Genomic DNA, 18,122 nt, shown 5'->3' on the forward strand with positions numbered 1-18,122 from the left:
CCACGGCCTGCGCGGGAGCGCCCGGCGGGGGCGGGGGCCGGAAGCGCAGCGCCGTGTTGGGCACGGAGAGCGCCTGGTCCTTCTCCTGGGTGACGATGGTGACGTTGGCCGTCATGCCCGGCTTCAGCTTGAGGTCCGGGTTGGGCACGTCCAGCACGGCCAGGTAGGTCACCACGTTCTGCACCGTGATGGCCTCGTTGCGGATCTGCCGGATGACGCCCTGGAAGTTCTCGCCGGGATAGGCATCCACGGTGAAGGTGGCCTTCATGCCGGGCTGCAGCTTGCCCACGTCCGCTTCGGACACGCTGGTGTTGATCTGCATCTTGCGCAGGTCCTCCGCGATGGTGAAGAGCACGGGGGCCTGGAGGGACGCGGCCACCGTCTGGCCCACGTCCACGCTGCGCGAGATGACGATGCCGTCGGTGGGCGACACGATGGTCGTGTACTTGAGGTTGACCTCCGCCTCGTTGAGCGCGGCCTGCGCCTGGGCCACGGAGCCCTCCGCGGCCGTCACCTCCGCCTGACCGCTGGCGGCGGCGGACTCGGCCGTCTCCAGCTCCGACTGGGAGATGAACTGCTGGGCGCGCAGCTCCTTCGAACGCGCGGCCTGCTTCTTCGCCACGTCCGCGTTGACGCGCGCCTTCTGGAGGTTCGCGCGCGCGGCCATCATGTTCGCCTTCGCGCGGTCCAGCGCGGCCTGCACGAGCTGCGGGTCGATGCGGGCGATGACCTGCCCCTTCTTCACCTGGGAGTTGTAGTCGACGAACAGCTCCTGGATGCGCCCCGACACCTGGCTGCCCACCTGCACCGTCACCAGCGCCGCCACGCTGCCGGTGGCCGTCACCTTGGCCATCAGCTTCCGGGCCTCCGCGGGGGTCGTCTCGTAGGTGACGACGTCCGCCTGTCGTGCGGCCCGCACGCGCCACAGCACCACCAGCGCGGCCACCACCAGGACGCCCACCACCCATGCCCAACGCGGCATGCGGCGCTTGCGAACCTCGTCCTCATCCAACGGCACCGGCGCCAGGGCCGGCGCTTCCCGCGGCATCTCGCTCAAGGCCTTCATGCCCCTTGTTGTACGTTTTGGATTGTTGCGGCGAATCTCGTCTCTATTACGAAAGATGACCGGCGACGAGGCGGCCATCCGGTGTGTCCGCCGCTCCCGTGGCCGGCAGCAGCAGCCGCGCGGTGGTGCCCAGGCCCGGCTGGCTCTCCAGCATCAGGCGGCCTCCGTGCGCGGCGACGATGCGGCGCACCAGCGTCAGCCCCAGGCCCACGCCGCCGGTGGTGCGGGCGCGGCTGCGGTCGGTGCGGAAGAACGGCGTGCCCACGCGCGCCAGGTCCTCCGCGTCGATGCCGATGCCCTCGTCGCGGACCTCCACCTGGAGCGTGTTGCCCTCCGCCCGGGCGAGCAGCCTCACGGTGGTGCCGGGCTCCGAATATTTCCCCGCGTTGTCCAGCAGGTTGTCCAGCACGCGCCGCAACAGGACGGGGTCGGCCTCCAGCCCGGGGAGCACGCCATCCACCTGGACCTCCAGCCGGTGCTTCGGGCGCGCGGTGCGGAAGCGGGCCGCGGCCTTGTCCACGAGCGCGTTCGCGTCCACGTGCTCCAGGCGCAGCGGAGGCATGGCGCCGCTTTCGCCCTCCGTCACCAGCTCCAGGCGCGACGTGGTGAGCACGTCCTGCACCAGGCGCTCCAGCTCCGCCAGGTCCTCGGTGATGTCGGGGAGCAGCTCGCGCGCCGTCTGCGCGTCACCTTCCGCGGCCAGGTCCAGTGCCACGCGGATCCGCGACAGCGGCGTGCGCAGCTCATGGGACACGTTGGCGAGCAGCTCCTTCTGCGAGCGCAGCAGTTGGGTGATGCGGCCGGCCATCTCGTCGAAGGCCTCGGACACCAGCCCCAGCTCGTCGTTGCGGCGCAGGCCCGCGCGCACGTCCAGCCGTCCCGCGCCGAAGGCCCGGGCCGCCGCGGCCAGCTTCTCCAGGGGACCCGCGAGCGTGCGCGCGAAGATGACGGAGGTGATGGCGGTGCACGCGAGGACGAGCCCCACGATGATGGCCGTCTGCCGCTCGCCATCGGGCGGCGGCGGCGGTGGGGGCAGGGACACGGAGGCGTAGACCTGCGGGGTGCCCGGGAAGGGGCTCACCACCAGGAGGCGTCCACCCCGGCCGGGGATGAACCCGGGGGGCCCCCTGCGGGTGACGCGCGCGGTGACGTTCAGGTCGTCGGCGTTGAGCGCGGGCTCGGGCTCCGGGCGGGTGTTGCCGAGCAGCCTTCCGTCCACGGTCCGGAAGGTGACGCGCATGCCCATGCGCTGCTGGGCGCGGTCGAGCGACGCCTGGAGCGCGGCCGGGTTGTCGCGCAGGGCGGACCACTCGTCGACGAAGTAGGACAGCTCGTCGTCGAAGCGGTTGCGCCAGGCCTCGTTGCGCAAGAGGTCGCGCGCGAGCATGAGCGCGACGGCGATGAGGACCACCTGGATGACGCCCACCAGGTAGACGCGCGCGAGCAGTCCGGTGGGCAGGCGGAAGAGGCGGCGGGCCTGCTTCACGGCTCCGCCTCGGCCTCGGTGGCCAGCATGTAGCCGGCACCGCGGACCGTCTTGAGCAGGCGTGGGTTGCGGGGGTCCACCTCCAGCTTCTGGCGCAGGCGGAAGATGTGCACGTCCACGGAGCGGTCGAACACCTCGTCCGCGCTGCCCTTCACCAGGTCGAGCAGTTGCTCGCGGCTGAGGACGCGGCCCACGCGTTCAGCGAGCACGCGCAGCAGGCTGAACTCGTAGGTGGTGAGGGACAGCGGCTTGCCGTCCAGGGAGGCGCTGAGGCTGCGGGGGTCCAGCACCAGCCGGCCCGCGTGCACGGGGTGGCTGGTGGGGCCCACCTTGCCGCGCGCGCGGCGCACCTGGGCGCGGATGCGTGCGAGCAGCTCGCGCGACGAGTAGGGCTTGGGCAGGTAGTCATCCGCGCCGGACTCCAGGCCCAGCACGCGGTCCGCCTCTTCGCCGCGCGCGGTGAGCATGATGATGGGCACGTCGGTGCGGGTGCGCAGCTCGCGGCACACCTCCAGCCCGTCGCGGCCGGGGAGCATCAGGTCCAGCAGGATGACGTCGTAGGCGTGGCGGACCGTCTGCGCGAGCGCGTCGGTGCCGGACGCGGAGACGGTGACGATGATGCCGTGCTCCTGGAGGTAGCGCGCGGTGAGCCGGGCCAGGCGTTCGTCGTCCTCGACGAGCAGCACCTGGATGGTGGCTTCTTCCACGGGGGTGGGGCGGGGTGTCGTCTCCATGGGTCGGTTCTCCGCGAGGTGCGGTCAACCTCTCACCCCCATATTTCCAAGGGGCTACCGATTCGTGACGAAATATTACGGATTCATGTCCGGGCGGACATGCAGGCGCCCGCTGGCCCGTTCCACGGGAGCGTCCGGCCGGGGGGAGACGGCGGCTCCGGGGCTGGGATTCACGCCTCGTCGTGCGATAGGGCGAGCGCCCGCCGGTCCACCTTGCCCGCAGGGGTGCGTGGCAGGGCAGTGAGGAGGCGCAGCGTTCGCGGCAGCTTGTAGCGGGCGAGGCGGCCCTCGCAGAAGCCCAGGAGCGACGCGAGCGTGGGCGCGGTGCCCGGCCGTGGGACGACGAGGGCGAGGGGTGTTTCCCCCCATTTCGGGTCGGGCACACCGATGACGGCGACCTCGGCGACGTCGGGGTGGGCCGCGAGGACGCTCTCTACTTCGGCGGGGTGGATGTTCTCGCCGCCGGAGATGATCAGGTCCTTGCGCCGGCCCTCGATGCGGAAGAAGCCCTGGGCATCACGCGAGGCGAGATCGCCCGTGTGGAGCCAGCCGTCCGAGAAGGCGCGCGCGGTCTCCTCCGGGCGGCGCCAGTAGCCGGCGGCCAGGTGGGGGCCGCGCAGCAGCAGTTCGCCCACGTCCCCGGGCTGCTGCTCACCGTCGATGCGCGCCTCGACGTGGAACAGGGGCACGCCGACGAAGCCCGCGTGGGAGCGCACCGCATGGGCGGGGAGGAAGAAGTTGTTGGGGCCGGCTTCGGTGAGGCCGTAGCCGGTGCGGAAGGGGATGTCGCGGGCGAAGAAGCGCTCGAAGACGGGGGCGGGACAGGGGGCGCCGCCGCTGATGAGCAGCTTGAGGCGGGAGAAGTCCACCGCGTCGAAGCGAGGGTGGCGCTGCATCTCGATGAACATGGTGGGCACGCCGAAGACGGCGCTGACGGTGCCCGAGTCGAGGAGGTCGAAGACCTGCTCCACGTCGAAGGCCCGGCACACGACGGACGCGCCGCCCACGTACACCAGGGGCAGGGTGAACACGTTGAGGCCGCCGGTGTGGAACAGGGGCGCGTTGAGCAGCGCCACGTCGTCCTGGGTGAGGCCCCAGCTGACCACGGTGTTCGCGGCGTTGGCGGTAAGGGAGCCATGCGTGAGCACGGCGGACTTCGGAAGGCCGGTGCTACCGCCCGTGGAGCAAAGCACCCACGGCGAGTCGGGCTCCACGTCGACGCAAGGGAGCACACCGGTGAGGGCATCGCGGGAGGCGAAGGCCCGCTCGCCAGGGAGCGGATCCGAAAGGGGAATCCAGTGGGCGACGCCGGGCAGACGGGAGCGCAGCGCGTCCACCTGCGCGCGGAACTCCGGGCCGAAGAACACAGCGCGAGGCTCCACGTCGGCGAGCAGCCCGTGCAATTCCTCCACGCCCAGGCGCCAGTTGAGGGGCTGGAGCACAGCGCCGCGCTTCGCGCAGGCGAACAGCAGGTCCAGGGTCTCCACGCCATTGTGCGCGAGCACGGAGACGCGGTCCCCGGGGTTCACGCCCAGGTCCAGCAGCAGCAGCGCGGTCTGGTGGGCCGTGGCGTTCCACTCGCGCCACGAGATGCGCCGTCCGCCATGGAGTGCGTCGATGAGCGCCGTGCGCTCCGGGGCGAGCGACGCCCGCCGGGCCAGCCAGTCATGGACGATGGGCATGGGGTCCTGCTTGAGCCGGAAGCACGGGCGCGAAGGTGCGCCCGTGCTCCGGTTCCTACCTCACATCAATCCCGCGAAACGAAGTGCGTGGAGATCTTGTTCCACACGGCCGGCGTGATGCCCATGCTCAGGTGGTCGTAGGCCATGCCCTCCTGCTTCGCGTCCGCGGTCTTCTTCGTCGCGGTCCAGCCCTGGGTGAGCTGGGTCATCGCCGCGATGCTCGTCTCGAAGAGCACGCCGTCGCTGCGCAGCGCGGACGTGGTGGACGTCATGCCGTCCGTCTCGAACGGCTGCGACCCGCCCGTCGTGCCGTACAGCACGTAGAGCGACGGCAGGCGCGAATCCACGCCGTGCTCCGCCAGGCGCGTGATGAACTTGCCGCCCATCTCCATCGCCGCGGCCATGCCCAGACCGTCCATGATGCGGTACTTGCCGTAGCCCAGCGAGTCGGTCGCCTCCACGTTCAGGTCGCTCGTGTAGAGGCGTGCCGCGTGGTACGCGAAGCACGGAGAGCCCGCCGGGTCGAACGCCGTCGTGCGGCACACGCGGTGGTCGCTCGACTGCATGTAGCCTGCGGCGAAGAACGGGTTGTACGGATTGTAGATGAGCTTCGTGTCCAGCCAGGGGAAGTAGCGGTTCTCGTCGGGGTCGATGTTGTCCCACGCGGAGGCGCTGCGGTCCGGAATCGGGTACGTGCCGCGCAGGTCATACGCCGCCTGCAGCTGGCCCGGATACGCCGTCACGTACTTGCCGCTGGTGTTCACCGCGCCGAAGAGGCTCATGTTGTAGTCGTCGAAGTTGAACGACGACGCGGACAGGCCCTGGTTCGTGTTCAGCGTCTGCAGCGAGCTCGCGTACACCGGCGTGCCCGTGCTGGACAGGCCCGTGATGTTCGACAGGTAGATGCGGCGGAAGTAGTCCGTCCACACGCCGCCGGAACCCGCGCACACGCTCTCCGCGTAGGGGTTCTTGAACCAGGGCGTATCATATCCAAACGTCACGCACTGCATCGCGGAGAAGTACGTCCACGGCATCGGGCCACGGCCCACCGGCGCGTTGGAGGCCGTGCTCGCGATGGTCAGCGTGTGGATGGGGTGGCGGAAGTTCAGGTCGATGCCCTTGTGCGGGCCGGACAGCGGCACGTACACGCGCACCGAGTCGTCATATGCCGGCACCTGCGACGCCTGCTCCTTGGCCAGACGCTCGAAGAAGCGCGTCGTGCTGAAGCCGCCCCACGTCGCCGCGTTCTCCAGCCAGGGGTCCACCGCCAGCACGCCCTTGCTCCACGCCACCACGTCCACCCGCGCCACGCCCGGGTGCAGCGCCTTGATGCGCTGGACGGCGTTGGCCACGTGGATGGCGTGGTTGAAGTTGTCGCCGTGGAACGAGCCGAACGTCACCGCGTACACACAGCGGCCCTTCGACTCCAGGTCCTGCACCATGCCCGTCAGCTGCGCCGCGTTGCCATACGTGCCGCCCGAACCGTCGTTGCCGTTGGGGAACAGCCACACGTTCGCGTCCTGGATGGCGCCGTGCACCAGCAGCGTCGGTGTCAGGTTGACGTTACAGGTGCGCGCCGCGGTGGCCCGCCCCTTGTGCAGCAGGACGAAGCGCGCCTCCGGCCTGGTGGGGCCGGGCGTGGGACAGGCAGCCCCAGTCGCCGAGGTGGCACAGCTGTTCGCGTAGTAGAGGTTGAAGCCGTCCACCAGCTGCTGGTTCAGCGAACCGAAGTACGTCTTCAGCGGGTAGTCGCTGGACTGGAACGTGTCGTAGGCACGCAGCTTCAGCGTGCGCGGGTTGTAGTACTCCGTGCGGAAGCGCTGCTTGCCTTCCAGCAACTCAATCTGCCCCCAGGACCACGAGGGCGGCGTCAGCGTGCCCACCACCCGGTAGTTGCCGGTGAAGGTGGGGATGGCGTCGAAGTACGGCGCCAGGTCCGCGTCCAGCGGAGCCTCGGCCGTACCGACGGCCTCCTGCGCCTGGGGTGCTTCCGAGGGCGGTTCTGCCCCGCAACCTGCCATCAGCAATGCGGCCGTGAGCGACAACGTCCAGGTGCTTCGCATGCGGACCTCCGTTTGGGTGAGGGGTGCGGCGACAGCAGACGTGCGACAGGACTCCGCGCGGGCGCGCCAAGGGCGACCGGGGTCGTCCCGGAAGCCCTCCGCGCATCACCGCGCGTCATGGAAAACGACAGGGGAAACTAGCGGGCGTGTTCCCGCAGGAAGGGCGTGAGCAGGGCTTCGAACTCCTGCGTCTTCTCCAGGTGCGGGCTGTGGCCCGTGTCCTGGAGGACGACCTCGCGGAAGCGGCCCCCGTTGGCGGCGTAGCGCTCCATCACGCCGCGCATCTGGGACACCATGGGCTGCGGCGGGTACTTCTCATCCCCGGGCCAGCCGGGCACCGCGCCCAGCTTGCCCAGGAAGCCGAAGTCGAACAGCGACGTGTCGGAGACGATGGCGTCGTCCGCGCCGCGGATCCACAGCACGTCCGGCCCGTTCTTCAGGGCCGCGAAGGAAGACGTGTTGTAGTAGCGCGGGGCCATGGCGTTGTTCATGCCCGTGGTGCCCGGCGCCACGCCCGGCCAGTTGTCGGACTTCGTGAAGTTGCCCGGGTACAGCTCGTCCGACACGTGCGTGTTCAGCACCGAGTCCAGGAGCATCTCCTCGTCCGGATGCCGGAACGGCGGCTTCACGTAGCAGCCGTTCATCACGTTGCGCGGCGACGTGGGCGTCTCCGTGGAGCGGTCCTTCGACTTCAGCCGCTGCACGAAGTCCGGGTTGGCGGTGCCGCCGCCGGAGCCCGCGAAGTCCGCCCAGCACGGCGTGCCGTTCGCGTCCTTCGTGCCACCGAAGCCATAGGGCGACAGCGGCGCTTCCACCACCAGGCCCGCCACGCGCTCCGGGTGGTCCAAGGACAGCTGCATCACCATGCCCGCGCCCGCCGAGTGCGCCACGAACACCGCCCGCTTCAGCGACAGCGCGTCCATCAGCGCCGCCAGGTCGTCGCTGAAGTCGCGCATGCCGCGCGTCGCGTCGATGGCCTTCGGCTCCGTCTCGCCGTAGCCGCGCATGTCCGGCGCGATGCCCCGGAAGCCCTCCGGCAACGTCTTCAGCAGCGACGCGAAGAACGCTGACGAGGAACAGTTGCCGTGCACGAAGATGACGGGAAAGCCCTCCTCGCCCACGAACCGCGCGCGCACCCTGAGCCGCTTCGTGGGGACGTCCCGAGTCTCGACCTTCCTGGAAGTGTCAGCCATGTGCGCGCTCCTGGTTGCGTTGCGTGAGAGAGGAAAACCGTGCGTCACGAAGCGGCGCGCGCGTCGGCGGCGATGGCCGCTTCGCGCAGCTCGCGCTTGAGGATCTTCCCGGCCGGCGACACCGGCAGGGCCTTCACCAGCTCCACCTGCTTGGGGACCTTGAAGCGCGCCAGCCGGCCCCGCAGGTGCTCCAGCAGCGCGTCCGCCGTAGCGTGCGCGTCCGCCTTGAGCACCACGAACGCGCGGCCCGCCTCGCCCCACTTCGCGTCCGGCACGCCCACCACCGCGCACTGCTGCACGGCGGGGTGTTCGTAGAGCACCGACTCCAGCTCCAGCGGGTACACGTTCTCCCCACCGGAGATGAACATGTCCTTCTTGCGGCCCGCGATGGTGAAGAACCCCTCCGCGTCCACCCGCGCCAGGTCCCCGGTGTGGAACCAGCCGTCCGCGTCGATGGCCTCGCGCGTCCCGGCCTCGTCCTCGAAGTAGCCCGAGCACATGGAGGGCCCCTTCAGCACCAGCTCCCCCACCCCGCCCACGGGCACGGCGTGCCCCGCGTCATCCACCAGCTTCGCGTCGATGAAGTAGTTGGGCCGCCCGATGGAGCCCGCCTTGGACACCGCGAACTCCGGGCCCATGCTGAAGATGCCCGGGCCGAACTCCGTCATCCCGAAGCCCTGCTTGAAGGGCACCGGGTGCACCGCCTGCCACGCCTGGAGCAGCGTCACCGGCAGGGGCGCCCCGCCGCTGGTGACGAAGCGCACGGAGGAGAAGTCCGTCCCGCGCCAGCGCGGCGAGTCCATCAACTGCTGGTACTGCGTGGGCACCGCGAAGAAGAGCGTCACCTTCTCCTTCGCCACCAGCCCCAGCATCTCGTCCGCGTCCCACCGCCGCATCAGCACCACGGTGCCGCCCACGGTGAGCAGCGGCAGCGTGTACACGAGCAGCCCGCCCGTGTGGAACAGCGGCGTGTGCGTCACCGTCACGTCACCCTGACGGATCTCATGCACCAGCGTGTTGAGCGTGTTCCACGCCACCATGCGGTAGGACACCTTCGCGCCCTTGGACCGCCCGGTGGTGCCGCCGGTGAAGATGAGGCAGAGGATGTCCTCCTCGGACACCGCCTCGTTCGTCACCGGGCCTGAAGGCACGTGCCCCAGCGCCGTCGCGTACGCGTCCGCGCCCGGCAGGCCCTGGGCGTCCAGCGACACCAGCCGGAGGCTGTCGCCCACGTGCTCGCGCACCTGGGCCGCCGCGTCCCTGAAGTCGTCCCCGAACAGCAGCACGCGAGGACGGATGGAGCGCACCCCCTCCGTCAGCTCCGCCGCGTGCAGCCGCCAGTTGTAGGGCACGAAGATGGCGCCCAGCTTCCCGCACGCGAAGAGCAGGTCCAGGTGCTCCACGCCGTTGAGCGCGACGATGCCCACCCGGTCTCCGCGCCGCACGCCAGCCACGTCGCGCAGCCAGCCCGCGAGCGCCGTGGCGCGCGCGTTCATCTGCCGGTAGGTGAAGCGGCCCGCGTCCTTCCGGGCCACGTCCACCACGGCCACGGCTTCCGGCCAGTAGAGGGCGCCCCGCCCCATCCAGTCTCCGATGAACATGCGCGCCTCCTGGCGGACCGCGGGTGGGTGGGGGACTACGCGGTCCAGCGGTAGAGGGCGGACGCCATCGCGAGCCCGCCGCCGCTGGCGCAGAAGGCGACGAGGTCGCCCTTCTTCACCTTGCCCTGGAGCACCGCGTCGTCGAGCGTCATCGGGATGCAGGCGGAGCCCGTGTAGCCCCACTTGTCCATCGTGTAGTGCGCCTTGGCCATGGGCTGGTTGAGCGCCTTCATGGTGGCTTCGATGGTGCGCAGGTTGAGCTGCGTGAAGACGAACAGCTTCACGTCGTCCAGCGTCTGGTCCGCGCGCTTGAGCAGCGTGTCCAGCAGGATGGGCCAGCGCTCGGTGTTGAACGTGGAGGGGAACTTGCGCACGAACTGCACCGCGGGCTTGCCGTCGGTGAGCTTCAGCGTCTCCGCCGTGGCGGGCCGGCTCGTGCCGCCCGTGTAGATGCCCAGCGCGTCGTGGTACTCGCCGTTCGCCAGCAGCTTCGCGCCCAGGAAGCCCGGCTTGTCGGACGCGCCCAGCACCACCGCGCCCGCGCCGTCCGCGAACAGCGTGCAGGTCTTCTTGTCCTTCCAGTTCACGTACCGGGTCATCCCGTAGGCGCCCACCACCAGGATGCGCTGGTAGCTGTCGTCCGCCGAAATCGTCTTCGACGCCACGTCCAGCGCCGTCACCCAGCCCGCGCACGCCGCGTTGATGTCGTAGGTGCCCGCGTTGACGGCGCCCAGCTTCGCCTGCACCACCGACGACGTGCCGGGGCTCAGGTAGTCCGGCGTGTCGCTGGCCACGAGCACCAGGTCCAGGTCCTTCGGATCCACCTTCGCGCGCGCCAGGGCCTCCTTCGCGGCGGCGACGGCCAGGTCACTGGTCGCCTGGTCGTCCGCCATCACGTGGCGCTGCTTGATGCCCACGTTCTGCTGGAGCCACTCGTCCACCTTCTCGCCGAGGATGGCCTCCACGTCGGCGTTGGTGAGCAGCTTCTCGGGGACGTAGCGACCGGTGGACAGGATGTTCGCGTAACGCATGGCGGTGTTTCAGCTCCGGGGACCGCGCGCCGGACGGCGGGCGGGACGCTGGGGGGTCTTGGAAGAGATGAGGGTGGGACGCGACGGGGGGGCGCCGGAGGACAGGCCGTGGCTGAGCAGCGTCATCGCCGTGTCGAGCACGCGCTCCAGGCCCGGATCCTCCTCCCAGAGGACCCAGCGCATGCCCAGGAAGTCGCCAATGCCCATCAGGCAGTAGGCGAGCGCCTCCGGGTCCATGCGGCGCACCTCGCCGGCATCCATGGCCTGCGTGAGGCCGCGCACGTAGCCCTTGGCGAAGCGGTCGTAGTAGCGGCGGTAGCAGTCCGCGTCCACGAACTCCGCCTGCCGCACGACGCGGTAGAGGTTGGGGTGCTGGCGCACGAACTCGAAGAAGGCGCGCAGGCCCTCGCGCTCCACCTCCAGCCGCGTGGTGCACGTGGCGGTGGAGTCCGCGATGAGCCGGCGCAGGCGCGCCCCCAGCTCGTCCACCACCTCCACGAAGATGGACTGCTTGTCCGGGAAGTACACGTAGAAGGTGCCCAGCGCGACGCTGGCCTTGCGCGTGAGGTCCGCGATGGACGCGCGCTCGTAGCCCTTCTCGCCGAACACCGCTTCGGCCGCCTTCAACAACTTCTGCCGCGTCCGCTGACCACGCGGCGTCACGGGGACACGTTCTGAAGTTGAAGGTCGATTCATCTTTCAAGACGGGTAGCACCCGCCCGACAGCCTTGTCAAAAGCCGAAGGTTGGCTCCTTGCGTCAAAGACAGACACGAACGCGGAGCGTCAAACGCCTCCGGACAGCAGCCGGGGAGGCGCTGGAACAGGACGCGGGAGGTTGGGAAGCCGACCCTTCGCGCCGCTTCATCCGTTTGCACACAAACGGACTTGCAATCCTAAGCGGGGGCATATAACTTCACCGTCGTTCACCCAAGGGACCTATAAAAATAAGGTCGGAAGCCCCATGGACACCCTGGATTACCGCCTCCTGGACATGCTTCAGCGCGATGGCCGGGCCACGCAGCTGGAGCTGTCCCGAAAGGTGGGGCTGTCCCAGCCGGCGGTGGCCGAGCGCATCCGCAAGCTGGAGGAGCGGGGCGTCATCACGGGCTACACGGCGCGGGTGGAGGCGACGCGGCTGGGCAAGGACATCACCGCGTTCATCGGTGTGAGCATCGAGCACCCCAAGCACTTCGAGGGCTTCGCGCAGCAGGTGGCGCTGTTGCCGGACGTGCTGGAGGCGCACCGGGTGGCGGGTCAGGACTCGTACATCCTGAAGGTGAAGACCGCGAATACGCGGACCCTGGACTCCCTGTTGGTGGAGACGCTGCGCACCATTCCGGGTGTGACCCGCACGAGCACCACCATCGTCCTGTCGACCTTGAAGGAGGACACGCACGTGCGTGTCCCCGAAGCGTTGTTGAACGGAGAATGACCATGAGCGCGGACGCTATGAGTGCCCCCCTGCCCCCTCCTCCGGCCTACCGGCTGTCCCAGCGCATGTCCCGGATGAAGACCTCCGCGGTGCGGGAGATCCTCAAGATCGCGGAGCGCCCCGACATCCTGTCCTTCGCCGGCGGCCTGCCCGCCCCGGAGCTCTTCCCGCTGGAGGCCATCGCGAAGGCCTTCGAGGAGACCTTCGCCCTGGAAGGGCGCCAGGCGCTCCAGTACAGCACCACGGAGGGCTTCGCCCCGCTGCGCGAGTGGATCTGCTCGCACCTGGCCCGCAAGGGTCACCACACCACCAGCGACCAGGTGCTCATCACCAGCGGCTCGCAGCAGGGCCTGGACCTCGTCGGCAAGGTGCTGCTGGACCCGGGCGACCTCGTGGTGGTGGAGGACCCCAGCTACCTGGCGGCGCTCCAGACGTTCGGCGGCTACGAGGTGGACTTCGCCACCGTGCGCAGCGACGACGCGGGCATGGACACGGACGACCTGGCGGCGCTGGTGAAGAAGCGCCAGCCGAAGCTGCTCTACGTCATCCCCAACTTCCAGAACCCCAAGGGCACCACCCTGTCGCTGGAGCGCCGCAAGGCGCTGGTGCGGCTGGCGCAGGAGCACCGCTTCGTCATCCTGGAGGACGACCCGTACGGCGAGCTGCGCTTCCGCGGGGAACACCTGCCGTCGCTCGCGTCGCTGGACGACCAGGGCGTGGTGCTGTCGCTGTCCACCTTCTCCAAGACGCTGGCCCCCGGCCTGCGCCTGGGCTGGGTGACGGGGCCGCGCCCGCTGCTCAAGGTGCTCACCATCGCCAAGCAGGCCACCGACCTGCACACCGCCACGCTCGCGCAGCGCGCCACCGCGAGGCTCCTGTCCACGTTCGACTACGCGGGCCACATCGCCGCGCTGATGCCCGTCTACGGCGAGCGCGCCCAGGCCATGCTGTCCTCCCTGGAGCGCCACATGCCCGCGGGCACGAAGTGGACGAAGCCGGACGGCGGCATGTTCCTCTGGATGGAGCTGCCCGGCGGGCTGGACGCCGCCATGCTGCTGCCCCGCGCCGTCGAGCAGAAGGTCGCCTTCGTCCCCGGCGCCCCCTTCTTCGCCAACGCGCCGCAGCCCCAGTTCATGCGCCTGAACTACTCCAACCGGCCGCCCGACCTCATCGACGAGGGCATGCGCCGGCTGGGCGCCGTCATCGCCGACGCGCTGTAGGACGCAACGCGTCGCGTCGCGGGGCGGGATGGGAAAAGTTGAAGGTTGATTCAGGTTTCAGCCTCCTCGGCGCTGGAAAGCGCCGGGGCGGTGTGCGTACCCTGCGCGCCGTTTCGCGACGCTCAAGGAGAGGCACATGCAGCTGAAGGACCTGAAGATCATCGTGACGGGTGGCGCGCAGGGCATGGGCGCGCACTTCGCCCAGCGCATCCACGAAGCGGGCGGCCAGGTGGCCGTGGGTGACGTCAACGAGGAGCGGCTCGCGGAGCTGCCCCAGGGCATCCACCGCCGCAAGCTGGACGTGTCCAACGAGCAGGACATCACGGACTTCGTGCAGTGGGCCCACGGCGCCATGGGCGGCCTCAACGGCCTCATCAACAACGCGGGCATCCTGCGCGACGCGCTGCTCGTGAAGAAGGACCGCACCACCGGCCAGGTGAAGAAGCTGTCCACCCAGGACTGGAACGCCGTCATCGGCGTCAACCTCACCGGCGCCACGCTGATGGTGCGCGAGGTGGTGACGAAGATGGTGGAGACGGACCAGCGCCCCGGCGTCATCGTCAATATGTCGTCCATCGCCCGGCACGGCAACCGCGGCCAGTCCAACTACGTGTCCGCCAAGGCGGCGCTCGCGGCCAACACCGTCACCTGGTCGCGCGAGTTCGCCCCGTTCGCCATCCGCGTGGGCTCTGTCGCCCCGGGCATGATTGAAACGCCGATGACGCAGGGCATGAACCAGAAGGCCCGCGACGCGCTGGTGGCCTCCATCCCGGTGGGCCGCATCGGCCTGCCCGAGGACATCTGGGTGGCCGTGAAGTTCATCATCGAGTGCGAGTACTTCAACGGCCGCACCATCGACGTGGACGGCGGCCTCAACTTCTAGGCCGCTTCACCGCCCTGCTCCGGAAGCTCAGGCCGTCTTGCGCTTCCGGGGCGTGGCCCGCGCGGCCTTCACAGCCACGCTCCTGGCGGGGGCCTGGGCTGGAGCCGGAGCCGGCTTGAGCTCCACCCAGCGCTCCGCCCACTTGCCCAGCTCGTCGATGACCTTCCAGAAGTCCTGACCCTTCTGCGTGAGGCGGTACTCGGAGCGGATGGGCGGGCCCGGGTCGACGTGGCGCTCGATGATGCCCTCGGCCTCCAGGTCCTTCAGCCGCTCCGACAGGACGCGCTCGCTGATGGTGCCAATGCCCTGCGCCAGCTCTCCGAAGCGGCGCGGCCCGTCCATCAGGATGCGCAGGATGACGCCCGTCCACCGCCTGCCCAGCAGGTCGGCCGCCGCCAGGAACCGTCCGCAGAGCGGGCTCAGGTCGTCATGCATCGTGTCGCCTCCTGCCCGAGTATAGCGACGCCCCTCCCTCCCGTCAGGGTCACCTGGAGGCCATCACTTACTTTTAGGAAGTTGCTTGCAAAATAAAAGCGTCGTCGGTACCCATGGGGCATGAGCCCACCGAACACCGCCCTGGACACGGCCACCCTGGATCAACTCTTCACCGCGGCGCGCACGCACAGCGCCTGGCTGGACCAGCCGGTGACGGACGACACCCTGCACCGCCTCTATGAGCTGGCGCGCATGGCGCCCACGGCGGCCAACAGCCAGCCCATGCGCCTGGTGTTCGTGAAGGGCCGCGAGGCCAAGGAGAAGCTCAAGCCCACCCTGTCCCCCGGCAACGTGGACAAGACGATGCAGGCGCCCGTGACGGTCATCGTGGCGTACGACACCCAGTTCCACGAGCAGATGCCCAAGCTGTTCCCGTCCCGGGACATGAAGAGCGTCTTCGCGGCGCAGAGCCCGGAGGCGCGCGAGCAGACCGCCTCGATGAACAGCTCCCTGCAGGGCGCCTACCTCATCCTCGCCGCGCGTGCGCTGGGGCTGGACTGCGGCCCCATGGCCGGCTTCGACAAGGCCAAGGTGGACGCGGCCTTCCTCGAGGGGACGGGCTGGAAGTCGCTCTTCCTCCTCAACCTGGGCTACGGCGACGCGCAGAAGCTCTTCCCGCGCAACCCGCGTCTGGCTTTCGAGGACGCCTGCCGTATTGAATAAACCGTCTCATTCCAGACGGCAGAATCCAACTCCGGTTCAGTGGCGGATGGACGCCGCAATCCCGAGTTTCTAGGTTAATCAGGAAGAAGCAGCCTCCACCGTCGGTTCCACCCAGGACGGATGCGGCGGAGGGCTCTTCCCAGGCGGGAGCGCCCACCCCCACGTGGGCGGACTTTCGCGACGGCGGGAAAGACCGCCGAAGGGTCGCCTTCCGTTACAAGGGAAGCGGGGCCGGAATCAGTACTGCCGTTCAAGCGGCATCATCGTGCCCGCCTCGAACTCCGGTGCGCGCCGAAGCTGGTCCAACACGCGCGGTGCACAGCGCACGTGCAGCATGGGCAGGGAACCGCCCGGCTCGCTCATGGCGCGGACGGCCCCCACGAGCTGGTGGGCTTCCAGCCAGCGCATGAAGCTCTCGCGGAAGCGGGCGTGCTCGGCCTGGCCTGCCTGGAAGACCTCCGCGCGTGAACGCACGGGGGCCCTCGCGGGCGCCGCACGCCCCAGGGGGGCCGCGGCTTCCCGGGGCATCACCGTGACGTCGATGTCCTGCTCCGACGCGCGTCCCGCCCCCGAGGCACCGGAATATCCGGAGCCAGGGAGCGGACGCACCGCGCCCCCGCTGCCCGGCAACGGACGCACGGAGGCAACGGAGGACATCCGGGCCGCTATGTCACCAGGCTCGCCCGGCACGCCATTCTTCCTGCTCATGGCCACATCCTCCCCCAGGTCCGGTGCTCACCTGGCACCGGCCCCGGCAACTACCGCGTCACCTGAAAACAGCCAGGCCCTTTCCCGTCCGGTGACTGCCCGAGCGGGGAAGCTTGATGGCGTTGGCCAGAATCAAATCCCTCACTTCCAACGCCGTCAAGTCAGGGGCACGGCAACGATACAGCGCCGCGATACCCGCGACATAAGGCGCCGCCATGCTGGTGCCACTCATTCGTTCATAGAACGCCTGATTGTTGCAGCGGCGTTCAGTAGACGAATACACATTCACCCCGTAGCCCATGACGTCAGGCACGACGCGGCGTCCCACGGTGCCGCTGGCGGAGAAGGTGGCCACGCTGCGCTCGAAGTCGACTGCCCCCACGGCGAGTGCTTCGGGAAAGGCCGCTGGGTAACCAACCGTGTCCGGTCCACTGTTGCCTGCCGCGACAACGGGCAGGATGTTGCTGTCCAGCAGTCGACGCAGCATGGTCTGCAGGGCGCGCTGATTCAGCAGGTAGTCCGCTTCGGAGATGCCCGGCGGCGGCTGCAGCGGGAAACCCAGTGACAGGTTGACCACGGCGGGACGTGACGCGTTCTCCGGACGACTGAACTGGTGGAGCAGCCACTCCATGCCAGCGGCGACGCGGCCGAGGCTGGTGCGGATGGTCTCCGATTCGATGACGGACGCGGCGTACAGGTCCACCTCCGGCGCGACGCCGTGGTGCACGCCCGCGGCGATGCCGCACACGTGGGTGCCGTGGCCGTCCGGATCGAACCCGCGCACGTCCCGCGCGGGGTTGTGGGGCGAGTTGGGGAAGAGCGAGACGTAGCGGAACTGGATGGTCTTGCTCGCGTGCTCCGGGTGGTCCGCGTCCACGCCGGTGTCCAGGATGCCCAGCATCACGCCGGCGCCCCGGATGCCCTGGGCGTGCGCCAGGGGAACACCGGACTCGTCAGGCCACTCGCGCTGCGCGAGCGAGCTCATGCCGCGGTTGCGCGGCCCCGTCTGTCCGGCCGACACCGGGCCCGGGAAGGACAGGGGCACCACGTCCGGGATGAACTCGAACTCCTCCGCCAGCTCTCCGCGGGCCGCGTTCTCTGCGTCCACGGAGTAGAAGTGCGCCATGGTGGCGCCGATGAGGGGCATGTACCGGTAGCTGCCCGCCTCGGAGCCGGTCTGCTCCGTCACGGGCGCGCCCGGCAGGGGCACGGTGCTGGCGCCCGCGCCGCGGGTGCCCGCGCTCTTGCGGCCCCCGGCGCGCTTGCGGCCCCGGGGCTCCTGACCGCTGATGGCCGGCTTCACGCCGGGCAGGGTGGCCGAACGCAGGCCGAGGGCCGTGAGGGCGTCCGGGGCCTTCTGCGCGCCGCCGAAGCGCAGCGCGGTACTTCGCACGAGGACGCGCTCGCCCTGGGCCGTGCCGCGAACACCCGGCCGGGCCTGCGTCTCGATGGACTCCTTGGGTACCAAGAGAAAAGACTTCATGGGTGGTGTGCTCCTTGGACTACCAATCCGCACCGGGGCCCCGAAGGAGGGGAGCACCCGCGTAAGGACCGCGCCCACCTGGGAACCCTGACAAGCCCCTTCGGGTCCGGTGGATTGGGCTCCCGAGCGTCGCCCGAAAGCCATGTCATCGCCTGCCCTCCCCTCTCCCCTCTCGCGGGGTCAACCGTGTGATTTGACCGCGGCCCCCTGACAAAAGTTCACGGGGTTTCCTCAATAGACACCTCTTCTCTGGGGTCTCGGTCCTCACTTGGCTTCCTCGAACGTCTGGAAAGGCAACGGATTCCCTCCTGGGGGCGATACGAATGCCCTGGGGCGCACAGCCGCTCTGTCCGCCAGCGGATGTGGGGAAGGGGTGGGTGG

16 protein-coding genes are annotated in these 18,122 nt (G+C 69.5%); 4 read left to right on the top strand and 12 right to left on the bottom strand.

All coding sequences use genetic code 11. The annotated features are described in order from the left end of the window. The 9 genes from D7V97_RS23375 to D7V97_RS23415 form a co-directional block, all read right to left on the bottom strand. Positions 1-1,066, bottom strand: a 1,066-nt coding sequence (locus tag D7V97_RS23375; RefSeq protein WP_120612887.1) for an efflux RND transporter periplasmic adaptor subunit, incomplete at its 3' end; no start/stop codon positions are given. Between the two features lie 46 nt (positions 1,067-1,112). After that, positions 1,113-2,552 carry a HAMP domain-containing sensor histidine kinase gene (locus tag D7V97_RS23380; protein WP_120612873.1) on the bottom strand — a complete coding sequence of 480 codons (1,440 nt, stop codon included), beginning with the start codon at positions 2,550-2,552 and terminating at the stop codon, positions 1,113-1,115. Further along, entirely contained in the window at positions 2,549-3,286 is a 738-nt protein-coding gene (locus tag D7V97_RS23385) for a response regulator transcription factor (protein ID WP_120612874.1), read from the bottom strand. The genes D7V97_RS23380 and D7V97_RS23385 overlap by 4 nt, the downstream gene beginning before the upstream one ends. Positions 3,287-3,456: 170 nt before the next feature. After that, entirely contained in the window at positions 3,457-4,968 is a 1,512-nt protein-coding gene (locus tag D7V97_RS23390) for a long-chain fatty acid--CoA ligase (RefSeq protein WP_120612875.1), read from the bottom strand. Between the two features lie 65 nt (positions 4,969-5,033). Beyond that, entirely contained in the window at positions 5,034-7,031 is a 1,998-nt protein-coding gene (locus D7V97_RS23395) for a triacylglycerol lipase (protein WP_120612876.1), read from the bottom strand. Positions 7,032-7,168: 137 nt separating this feature from the next. Continuing rightward, positions 7,169-8,224, bottom strand: a complete 1,056-nt coding sequence (locus tag D7V97_RS23400) for an alpha/beta fold hydrolase (protein WP_120612877.1) — start codon at positions 8,222-8,224, stop codon at positions 7,169-7,171. 44 nt (positions 8,225-8,268) lie between these two features. Continuing rightward, the gene (locus tag D7V97_RS23405; protein WP_120612878.1) at positions 8,269-9,825 is read right to left on the bottom strand and encodes a long-chain fatty acid--CoA ligase; all 1,557 of its coding nucleotides are present in this window, start codon (positions 9,823-9,825) and stop codon (positions 8,269-8,271) included. A 35-nt stretch (positions 9,826-9,860) separates the two neighbouring features. Next, positions 9,861-10,856: a 3-oxoacyl-ACP synthase III family protein gene (locus tag D7V97_RS23410; protein WP_120612879.1), complete on the bottom strand. Its 996-nt coding sequence runs from the start codon at positions 10,854-10,856 to the stop codon at positions 9,861-9,863. Positions 10,857-10,865: 9 nt separating this feature from the next. Continuing rightward, on the bottom strand, positions 10,866-11,552 hold the full coding sequence (locus tag D7V97_RS23415) for a TetR/AcrR family transcriptional regulator (RefSeq protein ID WP_120612880.1): 687 nt from the start codon (positions 11,550-11,552) through the stop codon (positions 10,866-10,868). 266 nt (positions 11,553-11,818) lie between these two features. On the opposite strand from D7V97_RS23415, the gene D7V97_RS23420 reads away from it, so the two are divergent. The 3 genes from D7V97_RS23420 (at position 11,819) to D7V97_RS23430 (ending at position 14,392) form a co-directional block, all read left to right on the top strand. Continuing rightward, complete coding sequence (locus tag D7V97_RS23420) at positions 11,819-12,289, top strand: Lrp/AsnC family transcriptional regulator (protein ID WP_120612881.1); 471 nt, start codon at positions 11,819-11,821, stop codon at positions 12,287-12,289. Positions 12,290-12,291: 2 nt separating this feature from the next. Continuing rightward, entirely contained in the window at positions 12,292-13,509 is a 1,218-nt protein-coding gene (locus D7V97_RS23425) for a PLP-dependent aminotransferase family protein (RefSeq protein WP_120612888.1), read from the top strand. Between the two features lie 136 nt (positions 13,510-13,645). Next, positions 13,646-14,392 (top strand): SDR family oxidoreductase, encoded by a 747-nt coding sequence (locus D7V97_RS23430; protein ID WP_120612882.1) that lies wholly within the window; start codon positions 13,646-13,648, stop codon positions 14,390-14,392. A 27-nt stretch (positions 14,393-14,419) separates the two neighbouring features. Here the strand turns inward: D7V97_RS23430 and D7V97_RS23435 are convergent, their stop codons facing one another. After that, complete coding sequence (locus D7V97_RS23435; RefSeq protein ID WP_120612883.1) at positions 14,420-14,827, bottom strand: helix-turn-helix domain-containing protein; 408 nt, start codon at positions 14,825-14,827, stop codon at positions 14,420-14,422. A 120-nt stretch (positions 14,828-14,947) separates the two neighbouring features. On the opposite strand from D7V97_RS23435, the gene D7V97_RS23440 reads away from it, so the two are divergent. Then, the gene (locus D7V97_RS23440; RefSeq protein WP_120612884.1) at positions 14,948-15,550 is read left to right on the top strand and encodes a malonic semialdehyde reductase; all 603 of its coding nucleotides are present in this window, start codon (positions 14,948-14,950) and stop codon (positions 15,548-15,550) included. 237 nt (positions 15,551-15,787) lie between these two features. On the opposite strand, the gene D7V97_RS23445 is transcribed toward D7V97_RS23440, so the two are convergent. After that, complete coding sequence (locus D7V97_RS23445; RefSeq protein WP_120612885.1) at positions 15,788-16,258, bottom strand: hypothetical protein; 471 nt, start codon at positions 16,256-16,258, stop codon at positions 15,788-15,790. A 58-nt stretch (positions 16,259-16,316) separates the two neighbouring features. Then, entirely contained in the window at positions 16,317-17,741 is a 1,425-nt protein-coding gene (locus D7V97_RS23450) for a S8 family serine peptidase (protein WP_120612886.1), read from the bottom strand. Between the last annotated feature and the right edge of the window lie 381 nt (positions 17,742-18,122).

This window comes from Corallococcus sp. CA053C (assembly GCF_003611675.1).
Classification (GTDB): Bacteria; Myxococcota; Myxococcia; order Myxococcales; family Myxococcaceae; genus Corallococcus.

Bases quoted from the DNA above. Each gene is read 5' to 3' on its own strand.
- D7V97_RS23385 (WP_120612874.1), bottom strand. From the start codon at position 3,286: ATGGAGACGACACCCCGCCCCACCCCCGTGGAAGAAGCCACCATCCAG.
- D7V97_RS23390 (WP_120612875.1), bottom strand. From the start codon at position 4,968: ATGCCCATCGTCCATGACTGGCTGGCCCGGCGGGCGTCGCTCGCCCCG.
- D7V97_RS23395 (WP_120612876.1), bottom strand. From the start codon at position 7,031: ATGCGAAGCACCTGGACGTTGTCGCTCACGGCCGCATTGCTGATGGCA.
- D7V97_RS23400 (WP_120612877.1), bottom strand. From the start codon at position 8,224: ATGGCTGACACTTCCAGGAAGGTCGAGACTCGGGACGTCCCCACGAAG.
- D7V97_RS23405 (WP_120612878.1), bottom strand. From the start codon at position 9,825: ATGTTCATCGGAGACTGGATGGGGCGGGGCGCCCTCTACTGGCCGGAA.
- D7V97_RS23410 (WP_120612879.1), bottom strand. From the start codon at position 10,856: ATGCGTTACGCGAACATCCTGTCCACCGGTCGCTACGTCCCCGAGAAG.
- D7V97_RS23415 (WP_120612880.1), bottom strand. From the start codon at position 11,552: ATGAATCGACCTTCAACTTCAGAACGTGTCCCCGTGACGCCGCGTGGT.
- D7V97_RS23420 (WP_120612881.1), top strand. From the start codon at position 11,819: ATGGACACCCTGGATTACCGCCTCCTGGACATGCTTCAGCGCGATGGC.
- D7V97_RS23425 (WP_120612888.1), top strand. From the start codon at position 12,292: ATGAGCGCGGACGCTATGAGTGCCCCCCTGCCCCCTCCTCCGGCCTAC.
- D7V97_RS23430 (WP_120612882.1), top strand. From the start codon at position 13,646: ATGCAGCTGAAGGACCTGAAGATCATCGTGACGGGTGGCGCGCAGGGC.
- D7V97_RS23435 (WP_120612883.1), bottom strand. From the start codon at position 14,827: ATGCATGACGACCTGAGCCCGCTCTGCGGACGGTTCCTGGCGGCGGCC.
- D7V97_RS23440 (WP_120612884.1), top strand. From the start codon at position 14,948: ATGAGCCCACCGAACACCGCCCTGGACACGGCCACCCTGGATCAACTC.
- D7V97_RS23445 (WP_120612885.1), bottom strand. From the start codon at position 16,258: ATGAGCAGGAAGAATGGCGTGCCGGGCGAGCCTGGTGACATAGCGGCC.
- D7V97_RS23450 (WP_120612886.1), bottom strand. From the start codon at position 17,741: ATGAAGTCTTTTCTCTTGGTACCCAAGGAGTCCATCGAGACGCAGGCC.